Below are 26182 nucleotides of genomic sequence, written 5' to 3'. Positions count from 1 at the left end.
ACGGCAGATTTACAGTCTGCTCCCTTTGGCCGCTCGGGAACCCCACCACGGGGTAATGCTATTAACTGGCCTGCTTCCTGCTGGAAGCGGGGCGCATCATATCAAATGAGGCGCCCCTGTAAAGCATTCCTTTAGTGAAATGACGTCGTTTGCCTGCTTTTTATCCGTAAAGGTGCAAAGCTAATCAATTCATTTCCCTGGGATTAAAGAATAATGGTTCTGTTACCGTAAACGAAGACCCGCTGCGCCAGCACCTGATACAGCGCACGGCTGAGCACATTCTTCTCAACGTCGCGCCCGGCGCGCATCATGTCCTCAGCCGTGTAGGTGTGATCCACATGAATTACGTCCTGCATGATGATAGGACCTTCATCCAGGTTATCATTCACGTAGTGCGCCGTGGCTCCGATGATCTTCACGCCACGCTCATAGGCCTGATGGTAAGGACGCGCACCGATAAAGGCCGGCAGGAACGAGTGGTGAATGTTGATGATCTTATTCGGGAAGCGCGCCACGAAGGATGGCGTCAGCACGCGCATATATTTCGCCAGCACCACGTAGTCCGGGTTGTGCGCTTCAATGGCCTGCGCCATCAGGTTGTCGTGTTCTTCACGGGTGTGGCCTTCATGGCTGACCAGCTCGAACGGAATATCAAAACGCTCGACCAGCGTGCGCAGCGTCTCGTGGTTGCCGATAACGGCCGCAATTTCGACGTCCAGGCCGCCGTAGTTGGCTTTCATCAGCAGATCGCCCAGGCAATGCGCCTCTTTGGTCACCAGAATCACGATGCGGCGTCGGCCTGCGGGGGTCAGTTCACGCACGGAGCCTTCCGGCAGCGCGCTGTCCAGATCGGCAAGCAGGGTGGTGTCGTTGAAAATACCTTCCAGTTCGGTACGCATGAAGAAACGTCCGGTACGGTGGTCAACGAACTCGTTGTTCTGCACGATATTCAGTTCATGCTTGTAACAAATGTTGGTAATTCGTGCGATCAGTCCTTTTTGATCGGGACAGATGGTGCGCAGAACTTTACGTTGTAGTGATTGCATCGCCGGGAAATCCTGTTTGTATTTGCGAAGTCTGGGTTGTCAGGCGTTACTGCCCGCAACACTTTTTAAATTTTTTACCTGAACCACACGGGCAGGGATCGTTACGACCAAACTGTGGGCGCGTTCCGTCAATATAATACCATTGCCCGCTTTCCTTTAAGAACCGGGAACGTTCGATAATGGCGCCAGGCTTATTATTCTCGGTAAAGCGGGCCACAAAGCTGACATAACCCTCATCAGCATGAATCCCGGTTGAGGATTCATAGACGGTAAGGCCAAGCCATTGCGTACTGGCGAACCCGGCTTCGATCTCCTGTCTGAATTCCGCCGCGTGGCAGGACGGGTGCCAGGTTTTAATCAGGTAGTCTGCGTCTTTGATCACAAAAGCAGTGTACCGTGAACGCATGAGGTGTGACGGGTCTGGTGCAACCTGATCGCCAGAAAGATATCGCTGGCAACATAGGCTATACTCCAGAGCGCTACCACAAGGGCAGAGTTGAGACACGATTCTCTTCCTGAAACAATAAATAAAGGCGTTAAACGCTTCGGGTAGCACTATGTTAACTGAGCTGTTGCGTTGATGCTATGTCAGGAATCCAGGGGACGTAAAACAGGGCTAATGAGAAAGGTTAAAATAGGACTGGCGCTGGGCTCAGGTGCAGCCCGCGGATGGTCACATATCGGCGTGATTAACGCGTTAAAACAGATGGGTGTTGACGTCGATATTGTTGCAGGGTGTTCAATCGGCTCGCTTGTCGGCTCCGCTTACGCGTGCGGGAAGCTGCCGGAGCTCGAGACCTGGGTGCGTTCCTTCAGTTACTGGGACGTGCTTCGTCTGATGGATCTCTCATGGCAGCGTGGCGGACTCTTACGCGGCGAACGCGTCTTTAACCAGTTCCGCCAGGTTATGCCTCTCGAAGACTTCACGGATTGCCAGATGCCGTTCGGCGCCGTCGCGACGAATCTTAGCACCGGTCGCGAGCTTTGGCTGACCGAAGGGGATATCCATCTTGCCGTTCGCGCCTCCTGCAGTATACCGGGCTTAATGGCGCCTGTGCCGCATAACGGCTACTGGCTTGTCGACGGTGGCGTCGTTAATCCGGTCCCCATCTCTCTGACTCGTGCCATGGGGGCAGACATCGTGATTGCCGTGGACCTGCAGCATGATGCTCACCTGATGCAACAGGATCTTATGCCGGTCAATCTGCAGAGCGACGAACCTGAGGGTGGAAAACTGGCCTGGCATGAGCGCCTGCGTGGTCGACTCGGGCGTATGACCGCACGACGCGCGGTGGCGGCCCCGACAGCCATCGAAATCATGACCACCTCAATCCAGGTACTTGAGAACCGCCTCAAGCGAAATCGTATGGCCGGCGACCCGCCAGACATTCTTATTCAACCGTACTGTCCACAAATCTCTACCCTCGATTTCCATCGGGCTGAGGCAGCCATCGCAGCGGGCTCGTTAGCCGTCGAAAAGAAAATGAACGAACTGTTGCCTTTTGTGCGAACAGCACGTTAAGCACCTTTTTTTGACTACTTCAGCAAAATCTGACAGGCGATAGTGCCGATCGCATGCCACTATTTAGTTACTGTCAGCCAGGGGAGGAACCATGACGCAGCCATTGGCCGGAAAACATATTTTGATTGTAGAAGACGAGCCCGTTTTCCGATCGCTACTGGATTCGTGGTTATCCTCACTGGGCGCTAACACGTCACTGGCTGAAGATGGCATCGACGCCCTGGAGAAAATGAACAGCATTACGCCCGATTTGATGATTTGCGACATTGCGATGCCGCGGATGAATGGGCTGAAGCTGGTTGAACATCTGCGTAACGAAGGCAACCAGACGCCGATTCTGGTGATATCCGCCACTGAGAATATGGCGGATATCGCGAAAGCGTTGCGTCTTGGGGTGCAGGATATTCTGCTTAAGCCGGTCAAGGATCTGAACCGGTTACGGGAAACGGTATTAGCCTGTCTTTATCCGAATATGTTTAATTCCCGGGTAGAGGAAGAGGAGCGCCTTTTCCAGGACTGGGATGCCCTGGTCAGCGATCCGCCCGCTGCGGCGAAGCTTTTACAAGAACTCCAGCCGCCCGTTCAGCAAACCATTTCGCATTGCCGTATCAATTATCGTCAGCTGGTGGCGGCAGACCAGCCTGGGCTGGTGCTGGATATTGCGCCACTGTCTGATGTCGATCTTGCGTTTTATTCCCTGGATGTCACCCGGGCGGGGGATAACGGCGTATTAGCGGCGTTACTCCTTCGTGCGTTATTTAACGGTTTGCTGCAGGAACAGTTATCGCATCAGGGACAACGGTTGCCGGAGTTAGGCAGTTTACTCAAACAAGTCAACCAGCTTTTTCGTCAGGCGAATTTACCCGGACAGTTTCCGCTGCTGGTCGGTTATTACCACAGCGGTTTAAAAAATCTTATCCTCGTTTCAGCCGGCCTCAACGCTTCACTGAATACCGGTGAGCACCATATTCAGGTGAGTAACGGTGTGCCGCTTGGGACATTGGGAACGGCGTATCTTAATCAAATAAGCCACCGCTGTTCCTCCTGGCAGTGCCAAATTTGGGGCGCCGGGGGACGGCTACGCTTAATGTTGTCCACGGAATAAGCAATTGGTTCTTAATTTTAAGATTGCTTTACCTGTGTTTTACGGGGAGTGCTACTATCGCTGCCCAGATTCATGCGTATTTATCCTAATTGATCGGCAACGCGTTCTTTTCAGACCCGAACTGCGGGGCGAGACTGATATACTCAACGCGTTATTTATTGCATAAAAGTTCAAAACTTGAACAGCTCAGGAGAATTTGAATGGCTGCCCTAAATTCGAAAGTCAGAAAGGCCGTCATCCCGGTAGCGGGATTGGGGACCAGGATGTTACCAGCAACTAAGGCGATTCCTAAAGAGATGCTGCCTCTGGTTGATAAGCCATTAATCCAGTATGTCGTCAACGAATGTATCGCAGCCGGCATTACGGAAATTGTGCTGGTTACGCATTCATCAAAAAACTCTATCGAAAACCATTTCGATACAAGCTTTGAACTTGAAGCCATGCTGGAAAAACGTGTTAAGCGTCAGCTGTTAGAGGAAGTTCAGTCTATTTGTCCTCCGCACGTTACTATTATGCAGGTTCGTCAGGGGCTGGCGAAAGGTCTGGGCCACGCCGTCATGTGTGCACACCCTGTTGTGGGTGACGAGCCTGTTGCGGTGATTCTGCCAGACGTAATTCTGGATGAATACGAATCCGATCTCTCTCAGGATAACCTTGCTGAGATGATCAAACGTTTCGACGAAACAGGTAGCAGCCAGATCATGGTTGAGCCGGTGGAAGACGTGACGGCTTACGGTGTGGTTGACTGCAAAGGCGTTAACCTTGAGCCGGGTGAAAGTGTGCCAATGGTTGGCGTCGTAGAGAAGCCTAAAGCCGACGTAGCGCCTTCAAACCTGGCTGTAGTGGGTCGCTATGTCCTGAGCGCCGAAATCTGGCCTCTGCTGGCTAAAACGCCTCCAGGAGCGGGTGATGAGATCCAGTTGACCGATGCCATTGATATGCTGATCGAGAAAGAGACCGTTGAGGCTTACCATATGAAAGGTAAGAGCCATGACTGCGGTAATAAGCTCGGTTATATGCAGGCATTCGTGGAATATGGCATTCGCCACAATACCCTTGGTGAAGAATTTAAAACCTGGCTCAAAGAGAGCGTAGGTATTAAGAAATAAGCCATAGTGGTAAATGTTCAAAACCGGTGAGGCCTGGCCCACCGGTTTTTTTATGTCCATAACATCCAGAGACCAGCCGGGAGTAACTGCGGCGAAACAGGTGAATAACGCTTTATGACAGAGTGTAAGGGGATGTTTGCGACAAATTTTGGTTAAAAAAAATCCCGCATTAAGCGGGATTTTTCTGAATGCGGCTTGATTAATCCTTGATCAGGAAGTCATCCAGCTGTTTACCTTGCTCATCCATGGCTTTCTTGATAACAGCAGGAGTACGACCCTGGCCAGTCCAGGTTTTAGTTTCGCCGTTCTCGTCAACATAGCTATATTTAGCAGGACGAGCAGCACGCTTAGCTTTAGTACCGGTTTTAGCTGCAGCCATGCTGTTCAGCAATTCATTTGGATCGATACCATCAGCAATCAGCATTTCACGATATTGCTGCAGTTTACGAGTACGTTCTTCGATTTCAGCAGCAGCAGCGCTTTCTTCTTCACGACGTTCATTAACTACAACTTCTAATTTTTCCAGCATTTCTTCAAGCGTTTCGAGGGTGCATTCTCTTGCCTGCGCACGAAGAGTACGGATGTTGTTCAGAATTTTAAGTGCTTCGCTCATTGTAGTAATCTCAAACTTATAATGGGGGGTGGTTTGTTGACCTAATAATAGAGCCATAAATTCAGATGTGCAATAGCCAGGAATGTAAGGAATTCAAAAAATACTAAATAATGCCGCTATTATTAATTACGCTAACTTAAATTTCATCGCCCGACAGTCTCGCTTGTTATCACGCAAACCAGCTTAACCCGGTCGCTCGCCTGTTTTTTTGTGACATTTACCGCAGGAATTATAGTTGCGGCGGAGAAATATCAGCCTTTCGTATTAGTTCCCGTCAGGGATGCTAAGACTGGAATAGTTAATAAATAGTGAATTTTAATGAACGATGATTCCACTATAAAAAGAAGTGTTATGTTTGGTTGAACTTATAACATATCAGCCATGCTGAATGGGTTTACCTCCTGTTTTAACGCACTATTTTCGTAAACCGTCGTTCCTGAAAACCGCCCTCGACCGCAGGGGCTGTGCGCCGCATCGCGGATGACCAGACAAAATATGGTACAATCAATCATCGGGAATATTACACATTGATTAGGGTTTTACGGCCAATGGCACAACTTTATTTCTACTATTCGGCAATGAATGCCGGGAAATCCACCGCGTTGCTGCAATCCTCATACAATTACCAGGAACGAGGAATGCGTACCGTTGTTTATACGGCGGAAATTGACGACCGCTTTGGAGCAGGGAAGGTAAGCTCCAGAATAGGGCTCTCGTCGCCTGCGAGACTGTTTAACCCCAAAACGGACCTGTATGAGGACATTCGCACAGCTCATGCCGCGCAGCCCATTCACTGCGTTCTGGTAGATGAGAGCCAGTTTCTGACGCGTGAACAGGTTCATGCGCTTTCAGAGGTGGTGGATGAACTCGATATTCCCGTGCTTTGTTACGGGCTGCGTACGGATTTCCGCGGTGAACTCTTTGCCGGGAGCCAGTATTTGCTCGCCTGGTCGGATAAACTCGTTGAACTGAAGACTATCTGTTTTTGCGGTCGTAAAGCCAGCATGGTGCTTCGTCTCGACCAGGCCGGGAAACCTTATGCAGATGGTGAGCAGGTGGTGATAGGCGGGAATGAACGTTATGTATCGGTCTGCCGTAAGCACTATAAGGAAGCGCTGGCCGTAGGCTCGCTGACGGCGATTCAGCACGATAACAGAAAGTAACGTCGGCCTTATCATTCAGACATAAAAAAAACCCGCCATAAAGGCGGGTTTTTCATCAGCAGTCAATTAAGCGCTTTTCTTCGCTTTCTTGTCAGCTTTAATGACAGGCGCTTCTGTTTTCACAGCGGCAACGTCACCTTCTTTGAACTCACGACCGTAGTAGGTATCCAGCAGGATCTGTTTCAGCTCGGAGATCAGTGGGTAGCGTGGGTTAGCACCGGTACACTGGTCATCGAATGCATCTTCAGACAGCTTATCTACGTGAGCGAGGAAGTCAGCTTCCTGCACGCCCGCTTCACGGATTGATTTAGGAATACCCAGTTCAGCTTTCAGGCTTTCCAGCCATGCCAGCAGTTTCTCGATCTTAGCAGCAGTACGGTCGCCCGGTGCGCTCAGACCCAGGTGGTCAGCGATTTCAGCATAACGACGACGAGCTTGCGGACGGTCGTACTGGCTGAAAGCAGTCTGCTTGGTTGGGTTATCGTTCGCGTTATAACGGATAACGTTGCTGATCAACAGGGCGTTCGCCAGGCCGTGAGGAATATGGAACTGTGAGCCCAGTTTGTGCGCCATTGAGTGACAAACACCCAGGAAGGCGTTAGCAAACGCGATACCGGCGATGGTTGCGGCACTGTGGACACGTTCACGAGCAACCGGGTTTTTAGAGCCTTCGTTGTAAGACGCTGGCAGGTTTTCTTTCAGCAGTTTAAGTGCCTGCAGAGCCTGACCGTCAGAGAACTCAGATGCCAGTACTGAAACATAAGCTTCCAGGGCGTGAGTCACGGCATCCAGACCACCGAACGCACACAGTGACTTCGGCATATCCATGACCAGGTTCGCATCAACGATAGCCATATCTGGCGTCAGCGCGTAGTCAGCCAGTGGGTATTTCTGACCTGTTGCATCGTCGGTTACAACCGCAAATGGAGTGACTTCTGAACCGGTACCGGAAGTGGTCGTTACCGCGATCATCTTCGCTTTCACGCCCATTTTCGGGAACTTGTAGATACGTTTACGGATGTCCATAAAGCGCAGCGCCAGTTCTTCGAAGTGGGTTTCCGGATGCTCGTACATCACCCACATGATTTTCGCGGCGTCCATTGGGGAACCACCACCCAGTGCGATAATCACATCAGGCTTGAAGGAGTTAGCCAGTTCAGCACCTTTACGTACTACGCTCAGGGTTGGGTCAGCTTCAACTTCAAAGAACACTTCAGTTTCAACGCCAGCTGCTTTCAGCACAGAGGTGATCTGGTCAGCGTAGCCGTTGTTGAACAGGAAACGGTCAGTCACGATGAGCGCACGTTTGTGGCCATCAGTAATCACTTCATCCAGCGCGATTGGCAGAGAGCCACGGCGGAAGTAGATAGATTTCGGAAGTTTGTGCCACAACATGTTTTCAGCTCGCTTAGCAACGGTTTTCTTGTTGATCAGGTGTTTTGGACCAACGTTTTCAGAGATGGAGTTACCACCCCAGGAACCACAACCCAGAGTCAGGGAAGGTGCGAGTTTGAAGTTGTAAAGGTCACCGATACCACCCTGAGAAGCAGGGGTGTTGATCAGGATACGCGCCGTTTTCATCATCTGGCCGAAGTGAGCCACACGTTCTGGCTGGTTATCCTGGTCGGTGTACAGGCAAGAGGTGTGACCGATACCGCCCATAGCAACCAGTTTCTCGGCTTTCTCTACCGCGTCTTCGAAATCTTTCGCACGGTACATGGCAAGCGTAGGAGACAGTTTTTCGTGTGCAAACGGCTCGCTTTCGTCGACAACTTTCACTTCACCGATCAGGATTTTGGTGGTTGCCGGCACAGTAAAGCCTGCCAGTTCAGCGATTTTATACGCTGGCTGACCGACGATAGCGGCGTTCAGCGCGCCATTTTTCAGGATGATGTCCTGAACCGCTTTCAGCTCTTTACCCTGCAGCAGGTAGCCGCCGTGGCTGGCGAAACGTTCGCGAACGGCATCGTACACGGAGTCTACAACGACCACAGACTGTTCAGATGCGCAGATCACGCCGTTATCGAAGGTTTTAGACATCAGTACAGACGCAACAGCACGTTTGATATCAGCAGTTTCGTCGATGACTACAGGCGTGTTACCCGCACCCACACCGATAGCCGGTTTACCGGAGCTGTATGCTGCTTTAACCATGCCAGGACCACCGGTCGCGAGGATCAGGTTAATGTCAGGGTGATGCATCAGCGCGTTAGACAGCTCAACAGAAGGTTGGTCGATCCAGCCAATCAGATCTTTTGGTGCGCCCGCAGCGATAGCAGCCTGCAGAACGATATCCGCAGCTTTGTTGGTCGCGTCTTTCGCACGTGGGTGTGGAGAGAAGATGATTGCGTTACGGGTCTTCAGGCTGATCAGCGATTTGAAGATGGCAGTAGAGGTTGGGTTGGTTGTCGGAACAATACCGCAAATGATGCCGATAGGTTCGGCGATAGTGATAGTACCGAAGGTGTCGTCTTCGGACAGCACGCCACAGGTTTTCTCATCTTTATAGGCGTTGTAGATATACTCAGAAGCGAAGTGGTTTTTAATCACTTTATCTTCAACGATACCCATGCCGGATTCGGCAACGGCCATTTTAGCGAGAGGGATTCGAGCATCTGCAGCAGCCAGTGCGGCCGCGCGGAAGATTTTATCAACCTGTTCTTGGGTGAAATTGGCATATTCACGCTGGGCTTTTTTAACGCGCTCGACGAGGGCGTTCAGTTCAGCGATATTAGTAACAGCCATAATGCTCTCCTGATAATGTTTAAACTCTTTTAGTAAACCAGCGCTCGATACGTCACACAGTATAGACAGAGCCGAAACCACTTGCGTAACTTAAAATAAAACAAAGAGTTACTTTCTGCACCAGCACACTAATTTACTAAAAGAGCCTTACCTTAGCATCATCCTTTTTTGGCAGGTGACCTCCCTGGGGGCGTAACCAAGATTACTCACTTCTGAGTACGGAAATCATGATCTGCGTCAATTTTCCCCCAAGCTGATACCTTTCAGCAGGGTTATTTCGTTGAGATTTTTCCAGTGTTAAATAATTACGTAAGTATTGGAAGCGGCGCTATCATTGATTATACAAATGTTTAACATCCTGAAATGATAACGTTTTGGTACAGATTTCAAGTGAAGTATGCTGATAAAAAAGGTATCTTCAGCGCGATTTCTCATGACAACCTGTCAGTCCCGGGCAACTGTATAAGCGGAGCAAAACGTGATCCAAACGCTCTTTGATTTTCCAACATATTTTAAATTTTTTATTGGTTTGTTTGCCCTGGTCAACCCGGTGGGGATCATTCCTGTCTTCATTAGTATGACGAGTTACCAGACGGCGGCGGCCAGGAATAAAACCAACCTGACCGCTAACCTGTCAGTGGCGATCATATTGCTGACCTCCCTTTTTCTCGGGGACGCGATTCTTCAGCTGTTCGGGATTTCGATTGATTCTTTCCGCATAGCGGGTGGGATCCTGGTGGTGACCATCGCCATGTCTATGATCAGCGGAAAGCTGGGCGAGGATAAACAGAACAAACAGGAGAAGTCGGAAACCGCCATCAGAGAGAGCATTGGCGTGGTACCGCTGGCATTACCGCTGATGGCCGGTCCTGGCGCCATCAGTTCAACCATTGTCTGGGGCACGCGTTACCATAGCCTGATGCACCTGATTGGCTTTTCTGTCGCCATTGCCATTTTCGCGCTCTGCTGCTGGGGTGTATTCCGCATGGCGCCCTGGCTGGTACGCCTGCTGGGGCAGACGGGCATCAACGTCATTACCCGTATCATGGGCCTGTTGTTGATGGCGTTAGGCATTGAATTCATCGTTACGGGGATTAAAAGCATTTTCCCCGGCCTGTTACACTAATATTTCGGATGAAAGAACGGGGCGACGGCTCCGTTTTTTTTACGTGATTATCAGCAAATCATATAACTAAAGTTGAAATGCTCACATGTCATAATAAATTCTACTAATAATGTTCACTTCTTGTATTTCAATAAGTTATTAAACCCGCCTGACTTCCTCTGTGCAGAAAACCTGCGATCGCTCTGTTATTTTACTCACATGATACTCTGGGGCTTGCTGAGAGATAACCGAAATGATATTAGTAATTTCAACATTCCCTTAGAGGAATGTGCTAAATAATAACCAGTTGTTAAATTTTTGTACAAAACCACTCGTTGAGAGCGCAACGACGCGCTCGCAGAGAAAATTTTCTCTATCACATTGAATATTTGATGTTTTTAAGGGTATTCAATGTCTGGCAGGGCTGCCCACAAAGATACGGTGTTCACCGTAAAAGAGAATTGCTTAACAAATTTGCAAAATGTATTGGCGCGCGTTTACGCCATTTGATACTTTCCGGCCTAATATTTTGCAGCATAAAACAACCAGATGAGAATTATTTTCATATTGTTCTCTTCTCAGATATCCAGCACGGGTCTCAAACAGGGGAGACCTGTGAAGAATCGACGCAAGACGGCCATACGAGCGGTCAGTAATAAAAAAGTCGGTGATAGCAAGCAGTAAAAGAAGAACCTGACAGCAGCAAAAAAAACTCCTGCGCTGTACAGGCCCCAACAGGGGATTACACAGCTGGCGAAGGCCAGTAATTATAATGAGTGGAGTACCAACACAATGTCCATCATCACAAAAAAAAATCTGGTAGCGGCGGGGATTTTAACTGCGCTAATCGCGGGCAACGCTGCAATGGCTGCGGACGTTCCTGCAGGTGTTCAACTGGCTGAGAAGCAGACGCTGGTGCGTAACAACGGTGCGGAAGTTCAGTCTCTTGACCCGCACAAAATTGAAGGTGTTCCTGAGTCTAACGTTAACCGCGACCTGTTCGAAGGTCTGCTGGTCACCGACGTAGACGGCCACCCGGCTCCGGGCGTGGCAGAAAAATGGGAAAACAAAGATTTCAAAGTCTGGACTTTCCATCTGCGTAAAGATGCGAAATGGTCCGACGGTACGCCGGTAACGGCGGAAGATTTCGTTTATAGCTGGCAGCGTCTGGCGAATCCAACGACCGCCTCTCCATATGCGAGCTACCTGCAATATGGCCACATCGCCAATATTGATGACATCATCGCGGGCAAAAAACCGGTAACCGATCTCGGCGTAAAAGCGATTGATGCCAATACTTTTGAAGTGACGTTGAGCGAACCTGTTCCGTACTTCTATAAGCTGCTGGTTCACCCGTCCGTCTCCCCGGTACCAAAATCCGCTGTGGAAAAATTTGGTGAAAAATGGACCCAGCCTGCCAATATCGTGACCAACGGTGCGTATAAACTGAAAGACTGGGTGGTCAACGAACGTATGGTCCTGGAGCGTAACCCGCAGTACTGGGACAACGCCAAAACCGTGATTAACCAGGTCACCTACCTGCCAATCTCTTCTGAAGTGACTGACGTAAACCGCTACCGCAGCGGCGAAATCGACATGACCTATAACAACATGCCGATTGAACTGTTCCAGAAACTGAAAAAAGAGATCCCGAAAGAAGTTCACGTCGATCCATACCTGTGCACCTATTACTATGAGATCAACAACCAGAAAGCACCGTTCACCGACGTACGTGTCCGTACTGCGCTGAAGCTGGCACTGGATCGCGACATCATCGTGAACAAAGTGAAAAACCAGGGCGATCTGCCGGCATACAGCTACACCCCGCCATACACCGATGGCGCAAAACTGACCGAGCCAGACTGGTTCAAACAGACGCAGGAACAGCGTAACGCGGAAGCGAAGAAACTGCTGGCCGAAGCAGGCTACACCGCGGATAAACCGCTGACCTTCAGCCTGCTGTACAACACCTCCGATCTGCACAAAAAACTGGCTATCGCTGTCGCCTCGATCTGGAAAAAGAACCTGGGCGCAAACGTGAAGCTGGAGAACCAGGAGTGGAAAACCTTCCTCGACAGCCGTCATCAGGGCACCTTTGATGTGGCGCGTGCAGGCTGGTGTGCGGACTATAACGAGCCGACCTCTTTCCTGAACACCATGCTGAGCGACAGCTCAAACAACACCGCGCACTATAAGAGCCCGGCGTTTGACAAGCTGATTGCCGACACGCTGAAAACCACTGACGAAGCACAGCGTACTGAACTGTACTCTAAAGCTGAGCAGCAGCTGGATAAAGATTCCGCGATCGTTCCGGTTTACTACTACGTTAACGCCCGTCTGGTGAAACCGTGGGTAGGTGGTTACACCGGTAAAGACCCGATGGATAATATCTACGTTAAAAACTTGTATATTATCAAGCATTAATGGCAATGAGTGGGGCGAGCTTGCTCGCCCCACGGTGTCTAACCAACGTCACATTATATAGGCACACGCCAGAAGGTACGGGCAATGTTGAAATTTATCCTACGTCGCTGTCTTGAAGCGATTCCAACGTTATTTATTCTCATCACGATTTCCTTCTTCATGATGCGTCTTGCGCCGGGCAGTCCTTTTACCGGTGAACGTACGCTGCCGCCAGAAGTGATGGCGAATATCGAAGCGAAATACCACTTAAACGATCCTATCTCCACCCAGTACTTCAATTATCTGAAGCAGCTGGCTCACGGTGATTTTGGACCGTCATTTAAATATAAAGACTATTCCGTTAACGACCTGGTGGCGTCCAGCTTCCCGGTTTCAGCTAAGCTGGGTGCGGCCGCATTCATTCTGGCTATCGTTTTCGGGGTCACCGCCGGCGTAATCGCCGCGCTCAGACAAAATACCAAATGGGATTATGCCGTAATGGGGGTAGCAATGACCGGGGTAGTAATACCCAGCTTCGTTGTAGCGCCATTACTGGTGATGATATTTGCCATCACGCTGAAGTGGCTGCCGGGCGGCGGCTGGAACGGCGGGGCATTAAAGTTCATGATTTTGCCAATGGTGGCCTTATCTCTGGCGTATATCGCCAGCATCGCGCGTATCACCCGTGGTTCGATGATCGAAGTACTGCACTCAAACTTCATTCGCACCGCGCGCGCTAAAGGGCTGCCGATGCGCCGGATTATTTTCCGCCACGCGCTTAAACCGGCGCTGTTGCCAGTGCTCTCCTACATGGGACCGGCTTTTGTCGGGATCATCACCGGTTCAATGGTTATCGAAACGATCTACGGTCTGCCGGGGATTGGCCAGCTGTTCGTTAACGGCGCGCTCAACCGCGACTATTCGCTGGTGCTGAGCCTGACTATTCTCGTCGGTGCGCTGACCATCCTCTTTAACGCTATCGTCGATGTGCTGTACGCCGTCATCGATCCGAAAATCCGTTACTAACACTGGAGCACGCCATGATGTTGAGTAAGAAAAACAGCGAGGCGCTGGAAAACTTCAGTGAAAAACTGGAAGTAGAAGGTCGTAGCCTCTGGCAGGATGCGCGCCGTCGTTTTATGCACAACCGTGCTGCGGTTGCCAGCTTGATTGTTCTGGTGATCATCGCCCTGTTTGTGACCCTGGCGCCGATGCTGTCGCAATTTACCTATTTCGACACCGACTGGGGAATGATGTCCAGCGCGCCGGATATGGAATCTGGCCACTATTTTGGCACGGATTCTTCCGGTCGTGACCTGCTGGTACGCGTCGCCATCGGTGGCCGTATCTCGCTGATGGTGGGTATTGCGGCGGCGCTGGTGGCGGTGATCGTGGGGACGCTCTACGGCTCACTTTCCGGCTACCTTGGCGGCAAAGTGGACTCAGTAATGATGCGTCTGCTGGAAATTCTGAACTCCTTCCCGTTTATGTTCTTCGTGATCCTGCTGGTGACCTTCTTTGGCCAGAATATCCTGTTGATCTTCGTGGCCATCGGGATGGTGTCATGGCTGGATATGGCGCGAATTGTTCGCGGCCAGACGCTGAGCCTTAAACGCAAAGAGTTTATCGAAGCCGCGCAGGTGGGTGGCGTATCGACCGGAAATATCGTGGTTCGCCATATCGTTCCTAACGTGCTGGGTGTGGTGGTGGTCTATGCCTCACTGCTGGTGCCAAGCATGATCCTGTTTGAATCCTTCCTGAGCTTCCTCGGTCTGGGTACGCAAGAGCCGCTGAGCAGCTGGGGTGCGCTGCTGAGTGACGGGGCAAACTCAATGGAAGTTTCACCGTGGCTGCTGTTGTATCCGGCTGGCTTCCTGGTCGTTACCCTGTTTTGTTTTAACTTTATCGGCGATGGCCTGCGTGATGCCCTCGACCCGAAAGACCGTTAAGGAGCGCCGTGATGACAATAATTGAAACGGCAACAGCGCCACAGGCGCAACAGCGCAGCGACCTTCTGCTGGATGTAAAAGATCTCCGCGTCACCTTTAAGACGCCGGACGGGGATGTGACCGCCGTAAACGATCTCAACTTCAACCTGCGTGCCGGTGAAACGCTGGGCATCGTGGGCGAATCGGGCTCCGGGAAATCGCAAACGGCCTTCGCGCTGATGGGACTACTGGCGGCTAACGGGGTGATTGGCGGTTCCGCCAGGTTCAACGGCCGTGAGATCCTCAACCTGCCAGAGCATGAGCTGAACAAGCTGCGTGCTGAGCAGATTTCGATGATTTTCCAGGATCCGATGACCTCGCTTAACCCGTACATGCGCGTGGGTGAGCAGCTGATGGAAGTGCTGATGCTGCACAAAGGCCTGAGCAAAGCCGAAGCCTTTGAAGAGTCCGTTAAAATGCTCGATGCGGTAAAAATGCCGGAAGCGCGTAAGCGTATGCGCATGTTCCCGCATGAGTTCTCTGGCGGTATGCGCCAGCGTGTGATGATTGCGATGGCGCTGCTGTGTCGGCCAAAACTGCTGATTGCTGATGAACCAACCACTGCGCTGGACGTGACCGTACAGGCGCAAATCATGACCCTGTTAAACGAGCTGAAGCGTGAGTTCAACACGGCGATTATCATGATCACCCACGATCTGGGGGTAGTGGCGGGCATCTGTGACAAGGTGCTGGTGATGTATGCCGGTCGTACCATGGAATATGGCAAAGCGCGTGATGTCTTCTATCACCCCGCGCATCCGTACTCGATTGGCCTGTTGAATGCGGTTCCGCGCCTCGATGCGGAAGGGGAATCCCTGCTGACCATTCCGGGCAACCCGCCGAACCTGCTGCGTCTGCCGAAAGGCTGTCCATTCCAGCCGCGTTGTCCGCACGCGATGGAGATCTGCAACAGCGCGCCGCCGCTGGAAGAGTTTGCACCAGGCCGTCTGCGCGCCTGCTTTAAGCCGCAGGAGGAGCTGGTATGAACGCATTAGATGAAAAACGCAACGTGCTGCTCGAAATCGCCGATCTTAAAGTGCATTTCGACATCAAAGATGGCAAACAGTGGTTCTGGCAGCCGCCTAAGACCCTGAAAGCGGTGGACGGTGTTACGCTTCGTCTGTATGAAGGGGAAACCCTGGGCGTGGTGGGCGAGTCTGGCTGCGGCAAATCGACCTTCGCGCGTGCCATTATCGGTCTGGTGAAAGCGACCGGCGGTAAAGTGGCGTGGCTGGGCAAAGATCTGCTGGGCATGAAACCCGACGAGTGGCGCGACGTGCGCAGCGATATCCAGATGATTTTCCAGGATCCGCTGGCGTCATTAAACCCGCGTATGACCATCGGTGAAATCATTGCCGAGCCGCTGCGCACCTATCACCCGAAGACGCCGCGCCAGGAAGTCCGCGATCGTGTTAAAGCGATGATGATGAAGGTGGGGCTGTTGCCCAACCTCATCAACCGTTATCCGCACGAGTTCTCCGGCGGCCAATGCCAGCGTATTGGTATTGCGCGTGCGCTGATCCTCGAGCCGAAACTGATCATCTGCGATGAGCCGGTTTCCGCGCTGGACGTGTCCATTCAGGCGCAGGTAGTGAACCTGCTGCAGAAGCTGCAGCGGGAGATGGGACTATCGTTAATCTTCATTGCGCACGACCTGGCCGTGGTGAAACACATCTCTGACCGCGTGCTGGTGATGTACCTGGGTCATGCCGTGGAGCTGGGCACCTACGATGAGGTGTACCATAATCCGCTGCACCCCTACACCAAAGCGCTGATGTCGGCAGTGCCGATCCCCGATCCCGATCTGGAAAAGAATAAAACGATTCAGCTTCTGGAAGGGGAATTACCTTCACCGATCAACCCGCCGTCGGGCTGCGTGTTCCGTACGCGGTGCCCAATGGCCGGGCCGGAATGCGCCAAAACGCGACCGGTTCTGGAAGGCAGTTTCCGACATGCGGTTTCCTGCCTGAAAGTAGACCCGTTATAATCGCAAGGGCTGACATGATGTCAGCCCTTATTTTTTGCGAGGTCACTGTGTCGCGTATATTCACGTCAGCCCGTCGGCGGCTCTATCATTTATTATTCGATCCTGAAACGCTGTCCGGACGACGCGTCGAAGGGCTCTGCGGATTATTTGCGCTCCTCAGCGTGATTGTCATCTTTATAGAGTCAGGTGCCGGAACGCAATATCATCTGACGTTTGACGAGTGGCATATCTTTGTCTGGCTTGAACTGATAATAACCCTGGTCTTTACCGCGGAATATCTTCTCAGAGTGATAGCCTGGCCCAACCCGGCCCGATATGTTTTCAGCTTTTGGGGATTTATCGATTTAGCCACAATTCTGCCTCTCTATGTGATGTGGCTGTGGCCGGAAATCAGCCTGAGCTATGTCTTTGCCTGGCGAGCGATGCGCGTTATTCGGGTATTACGCATCCTGAAATTACTGCGTTTTATGCCGTCTCTGCATATATTCTGGAGCGCGATCGTCAGCGCCCGCCATCAGCTTATTCTCTTCTACTCGTTTATAGCCATCGTCATGATTGTTTTTGGCGCGCTGATGTACTTGATAGAAGGGCCTAAATATGGCTTCACGACGCTCAACGCCTCTGTCTACTGGGCAATTGTTACCGTCACGACGGTGGGGTATGGGGATATCACACCGCATACGCCGCTGGGACGTATTGTCGCATCGGTACTGATACTGATTGGATATTCGGTGATTGCCATTCCAACAGGGCTGATTACCACGCACATGAGCAGTGCCTTTCAGACCCGCAAGCAGCAGCGTAAATGTCCGCGCTGCCACCAGGCGGAACATGAGCTTAATGCCCGGTACTGCAACCGGTGCGGAAGTGAGTTAGCGGATTAAATAAAAAAGGCTGCAATCGCAGCCTTTTTTATTATTCGCGCCAGAGAATATGGCACAGCTTGTGGTTTTTTTCGCGACACAGCAGGACGCGGGCGAAGATATCGTTAATTTCGCCGCCGTCTTCATCGGCCAGCCCAATCACCACTTCAGCAAAGAAGTCCGGATTGAGGTCGAAATCCACATGCTCGGCCCAGTCTTCAGCAGGATCGAACAACTCGGCGCCGCCGCGCTCTTCGAACTGCAGATTAAAGAGGATCACGTCCGCGGGATCGAGATTATCAACCGCCAGTTCGAGAAAAATGTCATAGGCCTGCTCGAGCGTTTCGTCTTCGGTCAGGCGATTGTTCAGATCCATTTCCATGATGACTACCTGTTTAACATCGTTGGGCACGTTTTACAGCAACGGACTAAAGAAGTAAAACAGTCGTTCGGCAATTCTCTGCCACAGCGGACGTTTTACCCACAGTCTGGCATCCAGCAGGCGGGAGCGGGAGATATAATCATCCTGCACCGCCGCGAGGTCGCCGCCAAAGCCGGCATCATCAATCACCAGCGTAATTTCAAAGTTTAGCCACAGGCTGCGCATATCCAGGTTCACCGTTCCCACCAGGCTTAGCTCACCGTCAACCAGCACGCTCTTGGTATGCAGCAGTCCGCCCTCAAACTGGTATATTTTTACCCCTGCAGCCAGCAGTTCGCTAAAGAAGGCGCGGCTGGCCCAGCCCACCAGCAGCGAGTCATTTTTGCGCGGCAAAATGATGCTCACATCAACACCGCGCTGCGCTGCGGTACAGATCGCGTGCAGGAGATCGTCGCTGGGAACAAAGTAGGGCGTGGTCATGATCAGGTATTCACGCGCGGAGTACGTAGCCGTCAGCAGCGCCTGATGGATCAAATCTTCCGGGAAGCCCGGGCCAGAGGCAATGGTATGAATAGTGTGACCGCTGGCCTCTTCGAACGGCATGATATTGCCGTCGGGCGGCGGCGGCAGGATACGCTTACCGGTCTCGATCTCCCAGTCACAGGAGTAGACGATGCCCATCGAGGTGGCAATCGGCCCCTCCATGCGCGCCATCAAATCCACCCACTGGCCCACGCCCGAGTCCTGTTTGAAGAAACGGGGGTCAACCATGTTCATGCTGCCGGTATAGGCAATATAGTTATCGATCATGACCATCTTGCGGTGCTGGCGGAGATCCATCCGGCGCAGAAACACACGCAGCAGATTGACCTTCAGCGCCTCAACCACCTCGATGCCAGCATTACGCATCATGCCTGCCCAGGGGCTACGGAAGAAGGCCACGCTGCCCGCGGAGTCGAGCATCAGGCGGCAGTGAATACCGCGTCGCGCGGCGGCCATTAGCGATTCTGCCACCTGGTCGGCCATGCCGCCGGGTTGCCAGATATAAAACACCATCTCGATATTGTGCCGGGCCAGCTGGATATCGCGGATCAGCGCCTGCATGACGTCATCGGAGGAGGTCAGCAGCTGGAGCTGGTTGCCTTTTACGCCGCCAATCCCCTGACGGCGCTCGCACAGCTTAAACAGCGAGGAGGCTACGCTGCTGTTCTCCTCGGCAAAGATGTGTTTGCAGGCTTTAAGGTCGTGGAGCCACTTCGCGGTCGAAGGCCACATGGCGCGGGCCCGCTCGGCGCGGCGTTTCCCCAGATGAAGCTCACCGAAAGAGAGATAGGCAATAATTCCTACCAGCGGCAGGATGTAGATTATCAGAAGCCAGGCCATGGCAGAGGGAACGGCTCTGCGCTTCATCAGGATGCGTAATGTCACACCCGCGATTAACAGCCAGTATCCCAGAATGACCAGCCAACTCACCACGGTGTAGAAGGTTGTCATGAGTAAAAAAATCCTTTTGAAAGCGTATTGTTATGAGTGTACGCATCAGGAATCATCTGGCAAATAAAAACGCCAGCTAAAAGCGCTGGTTTGCTGAGGGGTTGGGTTTATAATGGCCTTTCTTTTAGAGAAAAAGTGTTAGAGAAAGAGTTGTAGACATGAAGCGCAGTAGAACAGAAGTAGGGCGCTGGCGCATGTTGCGACAGGTGAGTCGTCGCAAGGCTCGTTGGCTGGAAGCACAATCCCGCCGCAATATGCGTATTCACGCCATCAGGAAATGTGGAATGACCCGGCACCGCAACGCGTTGTTGTTCGCCGTCCAGGATTCCTGAGAACCATGAGGGCACCGTAATGGTGCCCACTGTTTTTATAGCGTCTTTTTTTTTGGAATAGCGTATTTGCAGCGCTGTTCCTGTTGGGTGTAGCAAAAGGAGGGAGAAGTGTTTGCGGAGTTTGGTGTACTGAATTTCTGGACGTACGTGGTCGGCGCATTTTTTATCGTGCTGGTGCCAGGACCCAATACCCTGTTTGTACTGAAAACCGGGATTGGTCACGGCGTGAAAAAAGGCTATCTTGCCGCGACAGGGGTATTTATCGGTGATGCGGTACTGATGTTTCTGGCCTGGGCGGGCGTTGCTGCATTAATTCAGACTACCCCGGTGCTGTTTAATATCGTGCGTTATCTCGGTGCGTTTTATCTGCTGTGGCTGGGCGGCAAAATGCTCTGGTCGGTGGTGAACCGTCAGAACAACGCTCACGAGAGCGGCCCCGAGCCTGCCAGTATGATCATGAAGCGCGCGCTGGTATTAAGCCTGACGAATCCAAAAGCGATTCTGTTCTACGTCTCGTTCTTCGTTCAGTTCATTGACGTGAATGCGAAAAACACCGGAACCTCTTTCCTGATCCTCGCGACCACGCTTGAGTTGATTAGCTTTATCTATATGAGCTTCCTGATCTTCTCCGGCGCGTTTGTCACGCGTTATCTGAAAACCAAAAAGAAACTGGCAAAGCTGGGCAATGGCCTGATCGGGCTGCTGTTTGTCGGGTTTGCGGCGAGGTTAGCGTCGTTGCATTGATGGTTTGAAAGGCTCCTGCGGGAGCCTTTTTAATGTTATTGACAACCCCTCATCATTTAGTTGTATAGTACAACTAAATGATGAGGGCATACTATGCACAGCGAAACCCCCGTAGTCAGCGTTATCCGTCGTTCCTCGCGTCTGATGGTGCGAGAGTTGGGCTTTATGGCTTCCACTCTGGCCTCTACCCCTTATTCGCCCTCGGCCGTTCACACGCTCGTCGAAATCGCCTTGCGCAAAGAGATGACCGCAGGTCAACTGGTGCAGCTGCTGGGGCTGGAAAAATCCAGCGTCAGCCGGATGCTGGCTCGCCTGATTGCCGCGGGTGAACTTGAAGAGGTGGTGTCCGCTGACGATGCCAGATCAAAATGCCTCAGGCTGACGGCGAAAGGCCACGACACGGTCCATAAAATTAATACCTTCAGCAACGCGCGCGTTGTATCAGCGATAAAATCCCTGCAGCCCGCTCAGCAGGAAACCATCTCCCGTGGATTGTCCCTTTACGCCAACGCGCTGCTGGCGTGTCGGGAGAAGGGCGTTGCTATGCCCCCTGATGAGCTTAAGATCGTGCAGGGCTACCTTCCCGGCATGATTGGCCGCATCGCGGAGATGCACGGAAGCTATTACGCGCGCGAGCATCATTTCGGCCGCTTCTTTGAGGCTAAAGTGGCCTCCGGTCTGGCAGAGTTTAGTGGCCGGCTGGATAAACCCTGTAACCAGGTCTGGCTGGCGGTGATGAACGACAGAATTGTCGGGTCGGTGGCAATCGATGGTGAGGATTTAGAACAGGGCGAAGCCCACCTGCGCTGGTTTATTATCGACGACGGCTGTCGGGGCCATGGCGCTGGAAAAAAATTACTCACCGAAGCGATGCGTTTTTGCGACGACGTCGGGTTTTCAGCCGTGCATCTCTGGACGTTCAATGAGCTGACCACCGCCCGGCGCCTGTATGAATCGTTTGGTTTTACGCTGGTAAAAGAGTGGGAAGGCGACCAGTGGGGCAGCCTCATAACGGAGCAGCAGTTTACGCGACGACGGGACGCGTAGCCGCCATGATAAAAAAGGCTCCTTTCGGAGCCGATTTCGTCTCAGAACACTTTCTTATACGGGCGAACCGTCACTTTCGCATACACACCCGCGGCAACGTACGGGTCTGCATCAGCCCAGGCCTGAGCGGCTTCCTGGGATTCAAACTCAGCAATGACCGTGGAACCCGAAAAACCGGCGGCGCCCGGGTCGTTGCTGTCTACCGCAGGCATAGGGCCCGCGGTCAGTAAGCGGCCCTCATCCTGGAGCAACTGCAAACGTGCCAGATGAGCAGGGCGTACAGACTGACGTTTATCGAGTGAATCAGCAACATCTTCAGAGTAAATCACGTAAAACACGGCGAAGCTCCTTAACCGGTAAAAGTGTCAGTTACGTTATGTGAAAGGGCAAACGACTGCAATGTAAAATAAAAACAATGTTAATGCCCTGATCTGAATGCGCCTTTTTTCGCCTCTCTTGCGCTAAAGTTGCGCCAGGACAAAGTGTCTTATTGAATATGATTGCTATTTGCATTTAAAATCAGGGTTCGGTTTTTTAACGTTGATGACTATGACTTCGATGACCCTTGATTTACCTCGCCGCTTTCCCTGGCCGACGCTGCTTTCTGTCGTGATTCACGGTGCTGTTGTGGCGGGTTTGCTCTATACCTCGGTTCATCAGGTTATTGAAATGCCCGCGCCCGCGCAGCCGATCTCGGTGACGATGGTATCGCCTGCGGATCTCGAACCCCCGCAGGTTGCACCGCCGCCGCCACAGCCGGTTGCAGAACCGGAGCCAGAACCCGAGCCTGTTCCGGAACCACCGAAGGAAGCGCCGGTGGTGATCCACAAACCTGAACCAAAACCGAAACCTAAGCCGAAGCCCAAATCGGTGAAGAAGGTCGAGGAGCGTCCGAAACGCGAAGAGCGTCCGGTTGAACCACGCGCAACCCAGCCGGTAGAAAATGCAGCCCCTTCACGTCCGGTGATGAACAATACGGCAACGACCACCAAACCAACGGTCGCCGCGCCAGCGGGCCCGCGTGCCGTGAGCCGCAGTCAACCGCAGTATCCGCCTCGCGCCAGGATGTTGCGTATTGAAGGCCGCGTGCGGGTAAAATTTGACGTCACGGCGGATGGGCGCGTTGATAACGTGGAGATCCTGTCAGCGCAGCCTTCGAATATGTTTGAGCGCGACGTGAAAGCGGCAATGCGCAAATGGCGTTATGAGCCAGGCAAACCGGGTAGCGGGTTGGTCATTAATATTGTTTTCCGCCTGAACGGCGGGGCACAGATGGAATAAAAAAAGCCTCCGCAAGGAGGCTTTTTTTTGCCGGTGGTTCAGGCCTGCGGAAGCTGGCGAGGTTTACCTTCGCTATCGACAGCCACATAAATAAACAGCGCTTCTGTTGCTTTATAACGCTGTCCAATCGGCTCAGAAGAGACTTTCTTCACCCAGACTTCGATGTTAATGGAAATAGAGGTATTGCCGCGTTTAACGCAGCGCGCGTAGCAGCACACCACATCACCCACCGCCACCGGGCGCAGGAAGGTCATGCCGTCCACTCTCACGGTTACCACACGCCCGTGGGCGATCTCTTTTGCCAGAATGGCGCCGCCCATATCCATCTGCGACATCAGCCAGCCGCCAAAAATATCGCCATTGGCATTGGTGTCAGCGGGCATTGCCAGTGTGCGTAAAACCAGTTCGCCCTGAGGGGCGTTAGTTGTTGTCATTGTTTTAACTCGTAACGGAAGACTTCAGGCGGGATGCTACTATGATTTCACAGCGGTGAGAATAGACCAGAACGCCTGTTGCAGACGTTCTGGTCAGTCATTAATCAGTGCTTGTCGTCCTGGGGCATATGGCGATAGATGTATACGCCGCTTAGCAGCGTAAAGATAAGCGTCAGCGCGGTCAGGCCGAAGACCTTAAAGTTGACCCAGATATTCTGCGGCAGCCAGAAAGCGATATAGATATTGGCGAGACCGCAGAGAATAAAGAACACCGCCCAGGCAATATTCAGACGCGACCAGACCTCCTGAGGCAGCGTCAGCTCTTTGCCCAGCATGCGCTGGATCAGCGGCTTTTTCATTACCCACTGGCTTATTAACAGTGCACCCGCAAACAGCGCGTAAATCACGGTCACTTTCCACTTAATAAATTCATCATTGTGGAAGAACAGCGTAAGCCCGCCGAATACGGCGACCAGAACAAACGTGACCAGCGCCATTTTTTCGACTTTACGATAGCGAACCCAGCTGTAAATCAGGACAACAGCGGTCGCAACGATCAGCGCAGTGGTCGCGGCATAAATGTCGTACAGCTTATAAAAAGCAAAAAAGACCACGAGCGGTAAAAAATCAAGAAACTGCTTCATTCTGTGATTCCATTTTCTGAGCGGGGCGGGAGGTCAGAATGCCCCCCGCCTCAGGGTTACTGGCGAATTAACATATACAGGCGGAACAGGTAGACCAGCAGTACCGCTGAAATCAGATTGCTCAGCGTATTCGCGACCACCGCACCTACATTTGGCGTTAATACCGCAAAATTGGGTGCAAACAGTAACAGGAGCGTTTTGGCCAGCAGCCAGCCGACCACAGCAGGCGCCACCAGACGCATATTAGCCCATGCGAGACGGATGCTGCTGCGCATCGCGGTAAAAATACCCATTTTATCCTGCACAATCATCACAGGCGCAAAGGCCAGCACGATAGCCAGTAACACACCCGGCACCACGACCAGCATAATCCCCATTTGCACCAGCAGGGTGGTTAAAAAGATCAGGATAAACAGTTTAGGTAAGACTGGCGCGCTGGCACCAATCGCCCGTAGGGCACTGACCCGATGCCCCGCCGACACCAGTTGAATCATCATCAACACGCCGCCCGCCAGAATGGCGTTACCAATCAGACCGGAAAACGTGGATGCGGCAGACGCGCGCAGCAGAATTTGTTGCTGCTCCGGCGTCATGTTTTGCACCAGTTCAAACAGCCCCACGCTTCCCGCCAGATGGTCGCCCTGGCTCAGGCTGGCAATCTGTTCGTCACTCGGTGAGAACGCATGACCCAGCACCACCGTGATAAAGGCGCATAACAACGCGATCAGTAAAAAGGTTATGAACTGATTGCGGAAAAAGTTTCCCGTGTCACGGTAGACAGACTTCGCCGTGATAGACATGCACTCTCCTTGAGTATTGCAGGTGTTAATTAGCCGGCAATTGTACACCGGATGCGCCTGCTGTGGCAGCATCAAGGCTTGTATGGAAAAGCATATCTTTGTAAAGCGGCGGTAATCCAACGCGCGCCCTGGCGCGATTACAGGCTTCGTTAACCTGACCCTCTTCACCCGACATCGCAAACTCGCGGCACGGGCTGGGGCGATTTTCATAGATGGTACATCGGGTCGAGACCCCAGGTTCACCCTCCAACGCCACACAGCGGGCCTGCTTTTGGTTCGTGCCGCTCATGCAGCGCAGAAAGGGGGTTAACGGTTCAGTGAGATGAACCGGAACGGTACCGCCGCCATCGCTGGCCTCGGCCCAGTAGAAAGAGACTCGAAAATACGCACAACAGGCTCCGCACGTCATGCACGGGTTGATATCACTCATGGCACACCTGCAAAAGAAGAACGCATCAAATCAATTTGTGAGAGCGCTAAATTATCCAGCCGCCAGAGGAAGAGCAAGAGGGGGAAAAGAGAAAATTTTGTAACCGTGAAATGCCAAAAATTGACATGGAAACAACTTATCGGTTTTTAGTGCGTAACAAAAAATTAATCCAGATCAATGAATGTTAAGTTACTGGTTTTAATGTGATCTGGGGCAGATCACTTATTACTCTTTTGTGAGTATATTCTCATCCGCGATTAAAACCACAACGATGGAGCGGATATGAAAAAATTAGCGGTGGCAGCCCTTGTATTAAGCAGTCTCTCTGGTGGCGCGTACGCGCATGAAGCAGGCGAATTCTTTATTCGTGCCGGTTCGGCCACGGTTCGCCCAACCGAAGGTTCGGATAACGTGCTGGGAATGGGCGGTTTTAACGTCAGTAATAACACCCAGTTGGGGTTAACCTTCACCTATATGGCGACGGATAACATTGGTGTTGAGCTTCTTGCCGCAACGCCTTTCCGTCATCGCGTGGGCCTTGGGCCAACCGGTGATATCGCCACGGTGCACCATCTGCCGCCAACGCTGATGGCGCAGTGGTACTTTGGTGATGCCAGCAGCAAGGTGCGTCCGTATATTGGTGCGGGTGTGAACTACACCACGTTCTTTGATGAGAAATTTAACGATACCGGAAAAGACGCCGGTCTGACTGATCTTAGCCTGAAAGATTCGTGGGGGATGGCGGGACAGGTCGGGCTGGATTATCTGATTAACCGCGACTGGTTAATTAACGCCTCCGTCTGGTATATGGATATCGATACCGATGTACGCTTCAAAGCGGGCGGTCAGCAGCAAAGCATCAGCACGCGTCTGGATCCGTGGGTATTTATGTTCTCTGCGGGTTATCGCTTCTAGTCCCTTCTGTTCAATGCGCCCCCGGCGGGG

General features: G+C 52.2%; 27 protein-coding genes. 16 read left to right on the top strand and 11 right to left on the bottom strand.

All coding sequences use genetic code 11. The features are described 5' to 3' along the window. Positions 1–203: 203 nt before the first annotated feature. Both purU and LDK53_RS12480 read right to left on the bottom strand, forming a co-directional pair. Positions 204–1046 (bottom strand): formyltetrahydrofolate deformylase, encoded by an 843-nt coding sequence (gene purU, locus LDK53_RS12485; RefSeq protein WP_014832256.1) that lies wholly within the window; start codon positions 1044–1046, stop codon positions 204–206. Between the two features lie 46 nt (positions 1047–1092). Then, positions 1093–1551, bottom strand: a complete 459-nt coding sequence (locus tag LDK53_RS12480) for a YchJ family protein (protein WP_225287321.1) — start codon at positions 1549–1551, stop codon at positions 1093–1095. Positions 1552–1665: 114 nt separating this feature from the next. On the opposite strand from LDK53_RS12480, the gene rssA reads away from it, so the two are divergent. From rssA to galU, 3 genes are all read left to right on the top strand, one after another. After that, positions 1666–2568, top strand: coding sequence for a patatin-like phospholipase RssA (rssA, locus tag LDK53_RS12475; protein ID WP_225287320.1), 903 nt, complete (start codon positions 1666–1668; stop codon positions 2566–2568). 91 nt (positions 2569–2659) lie between these two features. Then, entirely contained in the window at positions 2660–3673 is a 1014-nt protein-coding gene (gene rssB / locus LDK53_RS12470; RefSeq protein WP_045286278.1) for a two-component system response regulator RssB, read from the top strand. 200 nt (positions 3674–3873) lie between these two features. Further along, positions 3874–4782: a UTP--glucose-1-phosphate uridylyltransferase GalU gene (gene galU / locus LDK53_RS12465; RefSeq protein WP_008502780.1), complete on the top strand. Its 909-nt coding sequence runs from the start codon at positions 3874–3876 to the stop codon at positions 4780–4782. A gap of 199 nt (positions 4783–4981) precedes the next feature. On the opposite strand, the gene hns is transcribed toward galU, so the two are convergent. After that, the gene (gene hns / locus LDK53_RS12460; protein ID WP_008502781.1) at positions 4982–5395 is read right to left on the bottom strand and encodes a histone-like nucleoid-structuring protein H-NS; all 414 of its coding nucleotides are present in this window, start codon (positions 5393–5395) and stop codon (positions 4982–4984) included. A gap of 548 nt (positions 5396–5943) precedes the next feature. Between hns and tdk the strand changes: the two genes are divergently transcribed. Beyond that, entirely contained in the window at positions 5944–6558 is a 615-nt protein-coding gene (tdk, locus tag LDK53_RS12455) for a thymidine kinase (protein WP_025756552.1), read from the top strand. Positions 6559–6624: 66 nt separating this feature from the next. Here tdk and adhE read toward each other — a convergent pair whose 3' ends face one another. Further along, positions 6625–9303, bottom strand: a complete 2679-nt coding sequence (gene adhE, locus LDK53_RS12450) for a bifunctional acetaldehyde-CoA/alcohol dehydrogenase (protein WP_025756553.1) — start codon at positions 9301–9303, stop codon at positions 6625–6627. Positions 9304–9781: 478 nt separating this feature from the next. Here adhE and LDK53_RS12445 point away from each other — a divergent pair, with 478 nt between their 5' ends. From LDK53_RS12445 to LDK53_RS12415, 7 genes are all read left to right on the top strand, one after another. Further along, positions 9782–10429, top strand: coding sequence for a YchE family NAAT transporter (locus tag LDK53_RS12445; RefSeq protein WP_021240330.1), 648 nt, complete (start codon positions 9782–9784; stop codon positions 10427–10429). A gap of 771 nt (positions 10430–11200) precedes the next feature. Further along, positions 11201–12832, top strand: a complete 1632-nt coding sequence (oppA, locus tag LDK53_RS12440; RefSeq protein WP_025756555.1) for an oligopeptide ABC transporter substrate-binding protein OppA — start codon at positions 11201–11203, stop codon at positions 12830–12832. 84 nt (positions 12833–12916) lie between these two features. Beyond that, positions 12917–13837: an oligopeptide ABC transporter permease OppB gene (gene oppB / locus LDK53_RS12435; protein ID WP_008502786.1), complete on the top strand. Its 921-nt coding sequence runs from the start codon at positions 12917–12919 to the stop codon at positions 13835–13837. A gap of 14 nt (positions 13838–13851) precedes the next feature. Further along, entirely contained in the window at positions 13852–14760 is a 909-nt protein-coding gene (gene oppC, locus LDK53_RS12430; RefSeq protein ID WP_025756556.1) for an oligopeptide ABC transporter permease OppC, read from the top strand. Positions 14761–14771: 11 nt separating this feature from the next. Then, on the top strand, positions 14772–15785 hold the full coding sequence (locus tag LDK53_RS12425) for an ABC transporter ATP-binding protein (RefSeq protein ID WP_025756557.1): 1014 nt from the start codon (positions 14772–14774) through the stop codon (positions 15783–15785). After that, on the top strand, positions 15782–16786 hold the full coding sequence (oppF, locus tag LDK53_RS12420; RefSeq protein ID WP_225287319.1) for a murein tripeptide/oligopeptide ABC transporter ATP-binding protein OppF: 1005 nt from the start codon (positions 15782–15784) through the stop codon (positions 16784–16786). Before LDK53_RS12425 ends, oppF begins: the two co-directional genes overlap by 4 nt. A gap of 14 nt (positions 16787–16800) precedes the next feature. Beyond that, complete coding sequence (locus LDK53_RS12415; RefSeq protein WP_052685753.1) at positions 16801–17670, top strand: ion transporter; 870 nt, start codon at positions 16801–16803, stop codon at positions 17668–17670. 31 nt (positions 17671–17701) lie between these two features. Here the strand turns inward: LDK53_RS12415 and LDK53_RS12410 are convergent, their stop codons facing one another. Next, positions 17702–18031 carry an HI1450 family dsDNA-mimic protein gene (locus tag LDK53_RS12410; protein ID WP_025756560.1) on the bottom strand — a complete coding sequence of 110 codons (330 nt, stop codon included), beginning with the start codon at positions 18029–18031 and terminating at the stop codon, positions 17702–17704. Between the two features lie 33 nt (positions 18032–18064). Beyond that, entirely contained in the window at positions 18065–19525 is a 1461-nt protein-coding gene (gene cls / locus LDK53_RS12405) for a cardiolipin synthase (RefSeq protein WP_025756561.1), read from the bottom strand. Between the two features lie 158 nt (positions 19526–19683). Between cls and LDK53_RS12400 the strand changes: the two genes are divergently transcribed. The 3 genes from LDK53_RS12400 (at position 19684) to LDK53_RS12390 (ending at position 21648) form a co-directional block, all read left to right on the top strand. Then, a complete protein-coding gene (locus tag LDK53_RS12400; protein ID WP_225287318.1) occupies positions 19684–19857 on the top strand; it encodes a YciY family protein in 174 nt (57 codons plus the stop codon). Between the two features lie 108 nt (positions 19858–19965). Then, entirely contained in the window at positions 19966–20601 is a 636-nt protein-coding gene (gene leuE / locus LDK53_RS12395) for a leucine efflux protein LeuE (protein WP_025756562.1), read from the top strand. A gap of 93 nt (positions 20602–20694) precedes the next feature. Beyond that, a complete protein-coding gene (locus LDK53_RS12390; protein WP_225287317.1) occupies positions 20695–21648 on the top strand; it encodes a helix-turn-helix domain-containing GNAT family N-acetyltransferase in 954 nt (317 codons plus the stop codon). Positions 21649–21689: 41 nt separating this feature from the next. Here the strand turns inward: LDK53_RS12390 and LDK53_RS12385 are convergent, their stop codons facing one another. Beyond that, positions 21690–21986: a YciI family protein gene (locus LDK53_RS12385; RefSeq protein WP_025756564.1), complete on the bottom strand. Its 297-nt coding sequence runs from the start codon at positions 21984–21986 to the stop codon at positions 21690–21692. Positions 21987–22206: 220 nt separating this feature from the next. On the opposite strand from LDK53_RS12385, the gene tonB reads away from it, so the two are divergent. Continuing rightward, positions 22207–22929, top strand: coding sequence for a TonB system transport protein TonB (gene tonB / locus LDK53_RS12380; RefSeq protein WP_225287322.1), 723 nt, complete (start codon positions 22207–22209; stop codon positions 22927–22929). 38 nt (positions 22930–22967) lie between these two features. Here tonB and yciA read toward each other — a convergent pair whose 3' ends face one another. The 4 genes from yciA to LDK53_RS12360 form a co-directional block, all read right to left on the bottom strand. Beyond that, positions 22968–23363 carry an acyl-CoA thioester hydrolase YciA gene (gene yciA / locus LDK53_RS12375; RefSeq protein WP_008502796.1) on the bottom strand — a complete coding sequence of 132 codons (396 nt, stop codon included), beginning with the start codon at positions 23361–23363 and terminating at the stop codon, positions 22968–22970. Positions 23364–23467: 104 nt separating this feature from the next. Beyond that, entirely contained in the window at positions 23468–24007 is a 540-nt protein-coding gene (locus LDK53_RS12370; RefSeq protein ID WP_025756566.1) for a septation protein A, read from the bottom strand. 56 nt (positions 24008–24063) lie between these two features. Continuing rightward, the gene (locus LDK53_RS12365; protein ID WP_225287316.1) at positions 24064–24807 is read right to left on the bottom strand and encodes a YciC family protein; all 744 of its coding nucleotides are present in this window, start codon (positions 24805–24807) and stop codon (positions 24064–24066) included. A gap of 25 nt (positions 24808–24832) precedes the next feature. After that, the gene (locus LDK53_RS12360; RefSeq protein WP_025756568.1) at positions 24833–25237 is read right to left on the bottom strand and encodes a YkgJ family cysteine cluster protein; all 405 of its coding nucleotides are present in this window, start codon (positions 25235–25237) and stop codon (positions 24833–24835) included. 282 nt (positions 25238–25519) lie between these two features. On the opposite strand from LDK53_RS12360, the gene ompW reads away from it, so the two are divergent. Beyond that, positions 25520–26152, top strand: a complete 633-nt coding sequence (gene ompW / locus LDK53_RS12355; protein ID WP_047958831.1) for an outer membrane protein OmpW — start codon at positions 25520–25522, stop codon at positions 26150–26152. Positions 26153–26182 lie beyond the last annotated feature (30 nt).

Origin of the sequence: Enterobacter sp. K16B (genome assembly GCF_020216105.1) — a bacterium.
GTDB lineage: Bacteria > Pseudomonadota > Gammaproteobacteria > Enterobacterales > Enterobacteriaceae > Enterobacter > Enterobacter sichuanensis.
The sequence above is the reverse complement of the archived record's forward strand: the minus strand, read 5'-3'. Positions and strand labels throughout refer to the sequence as shown.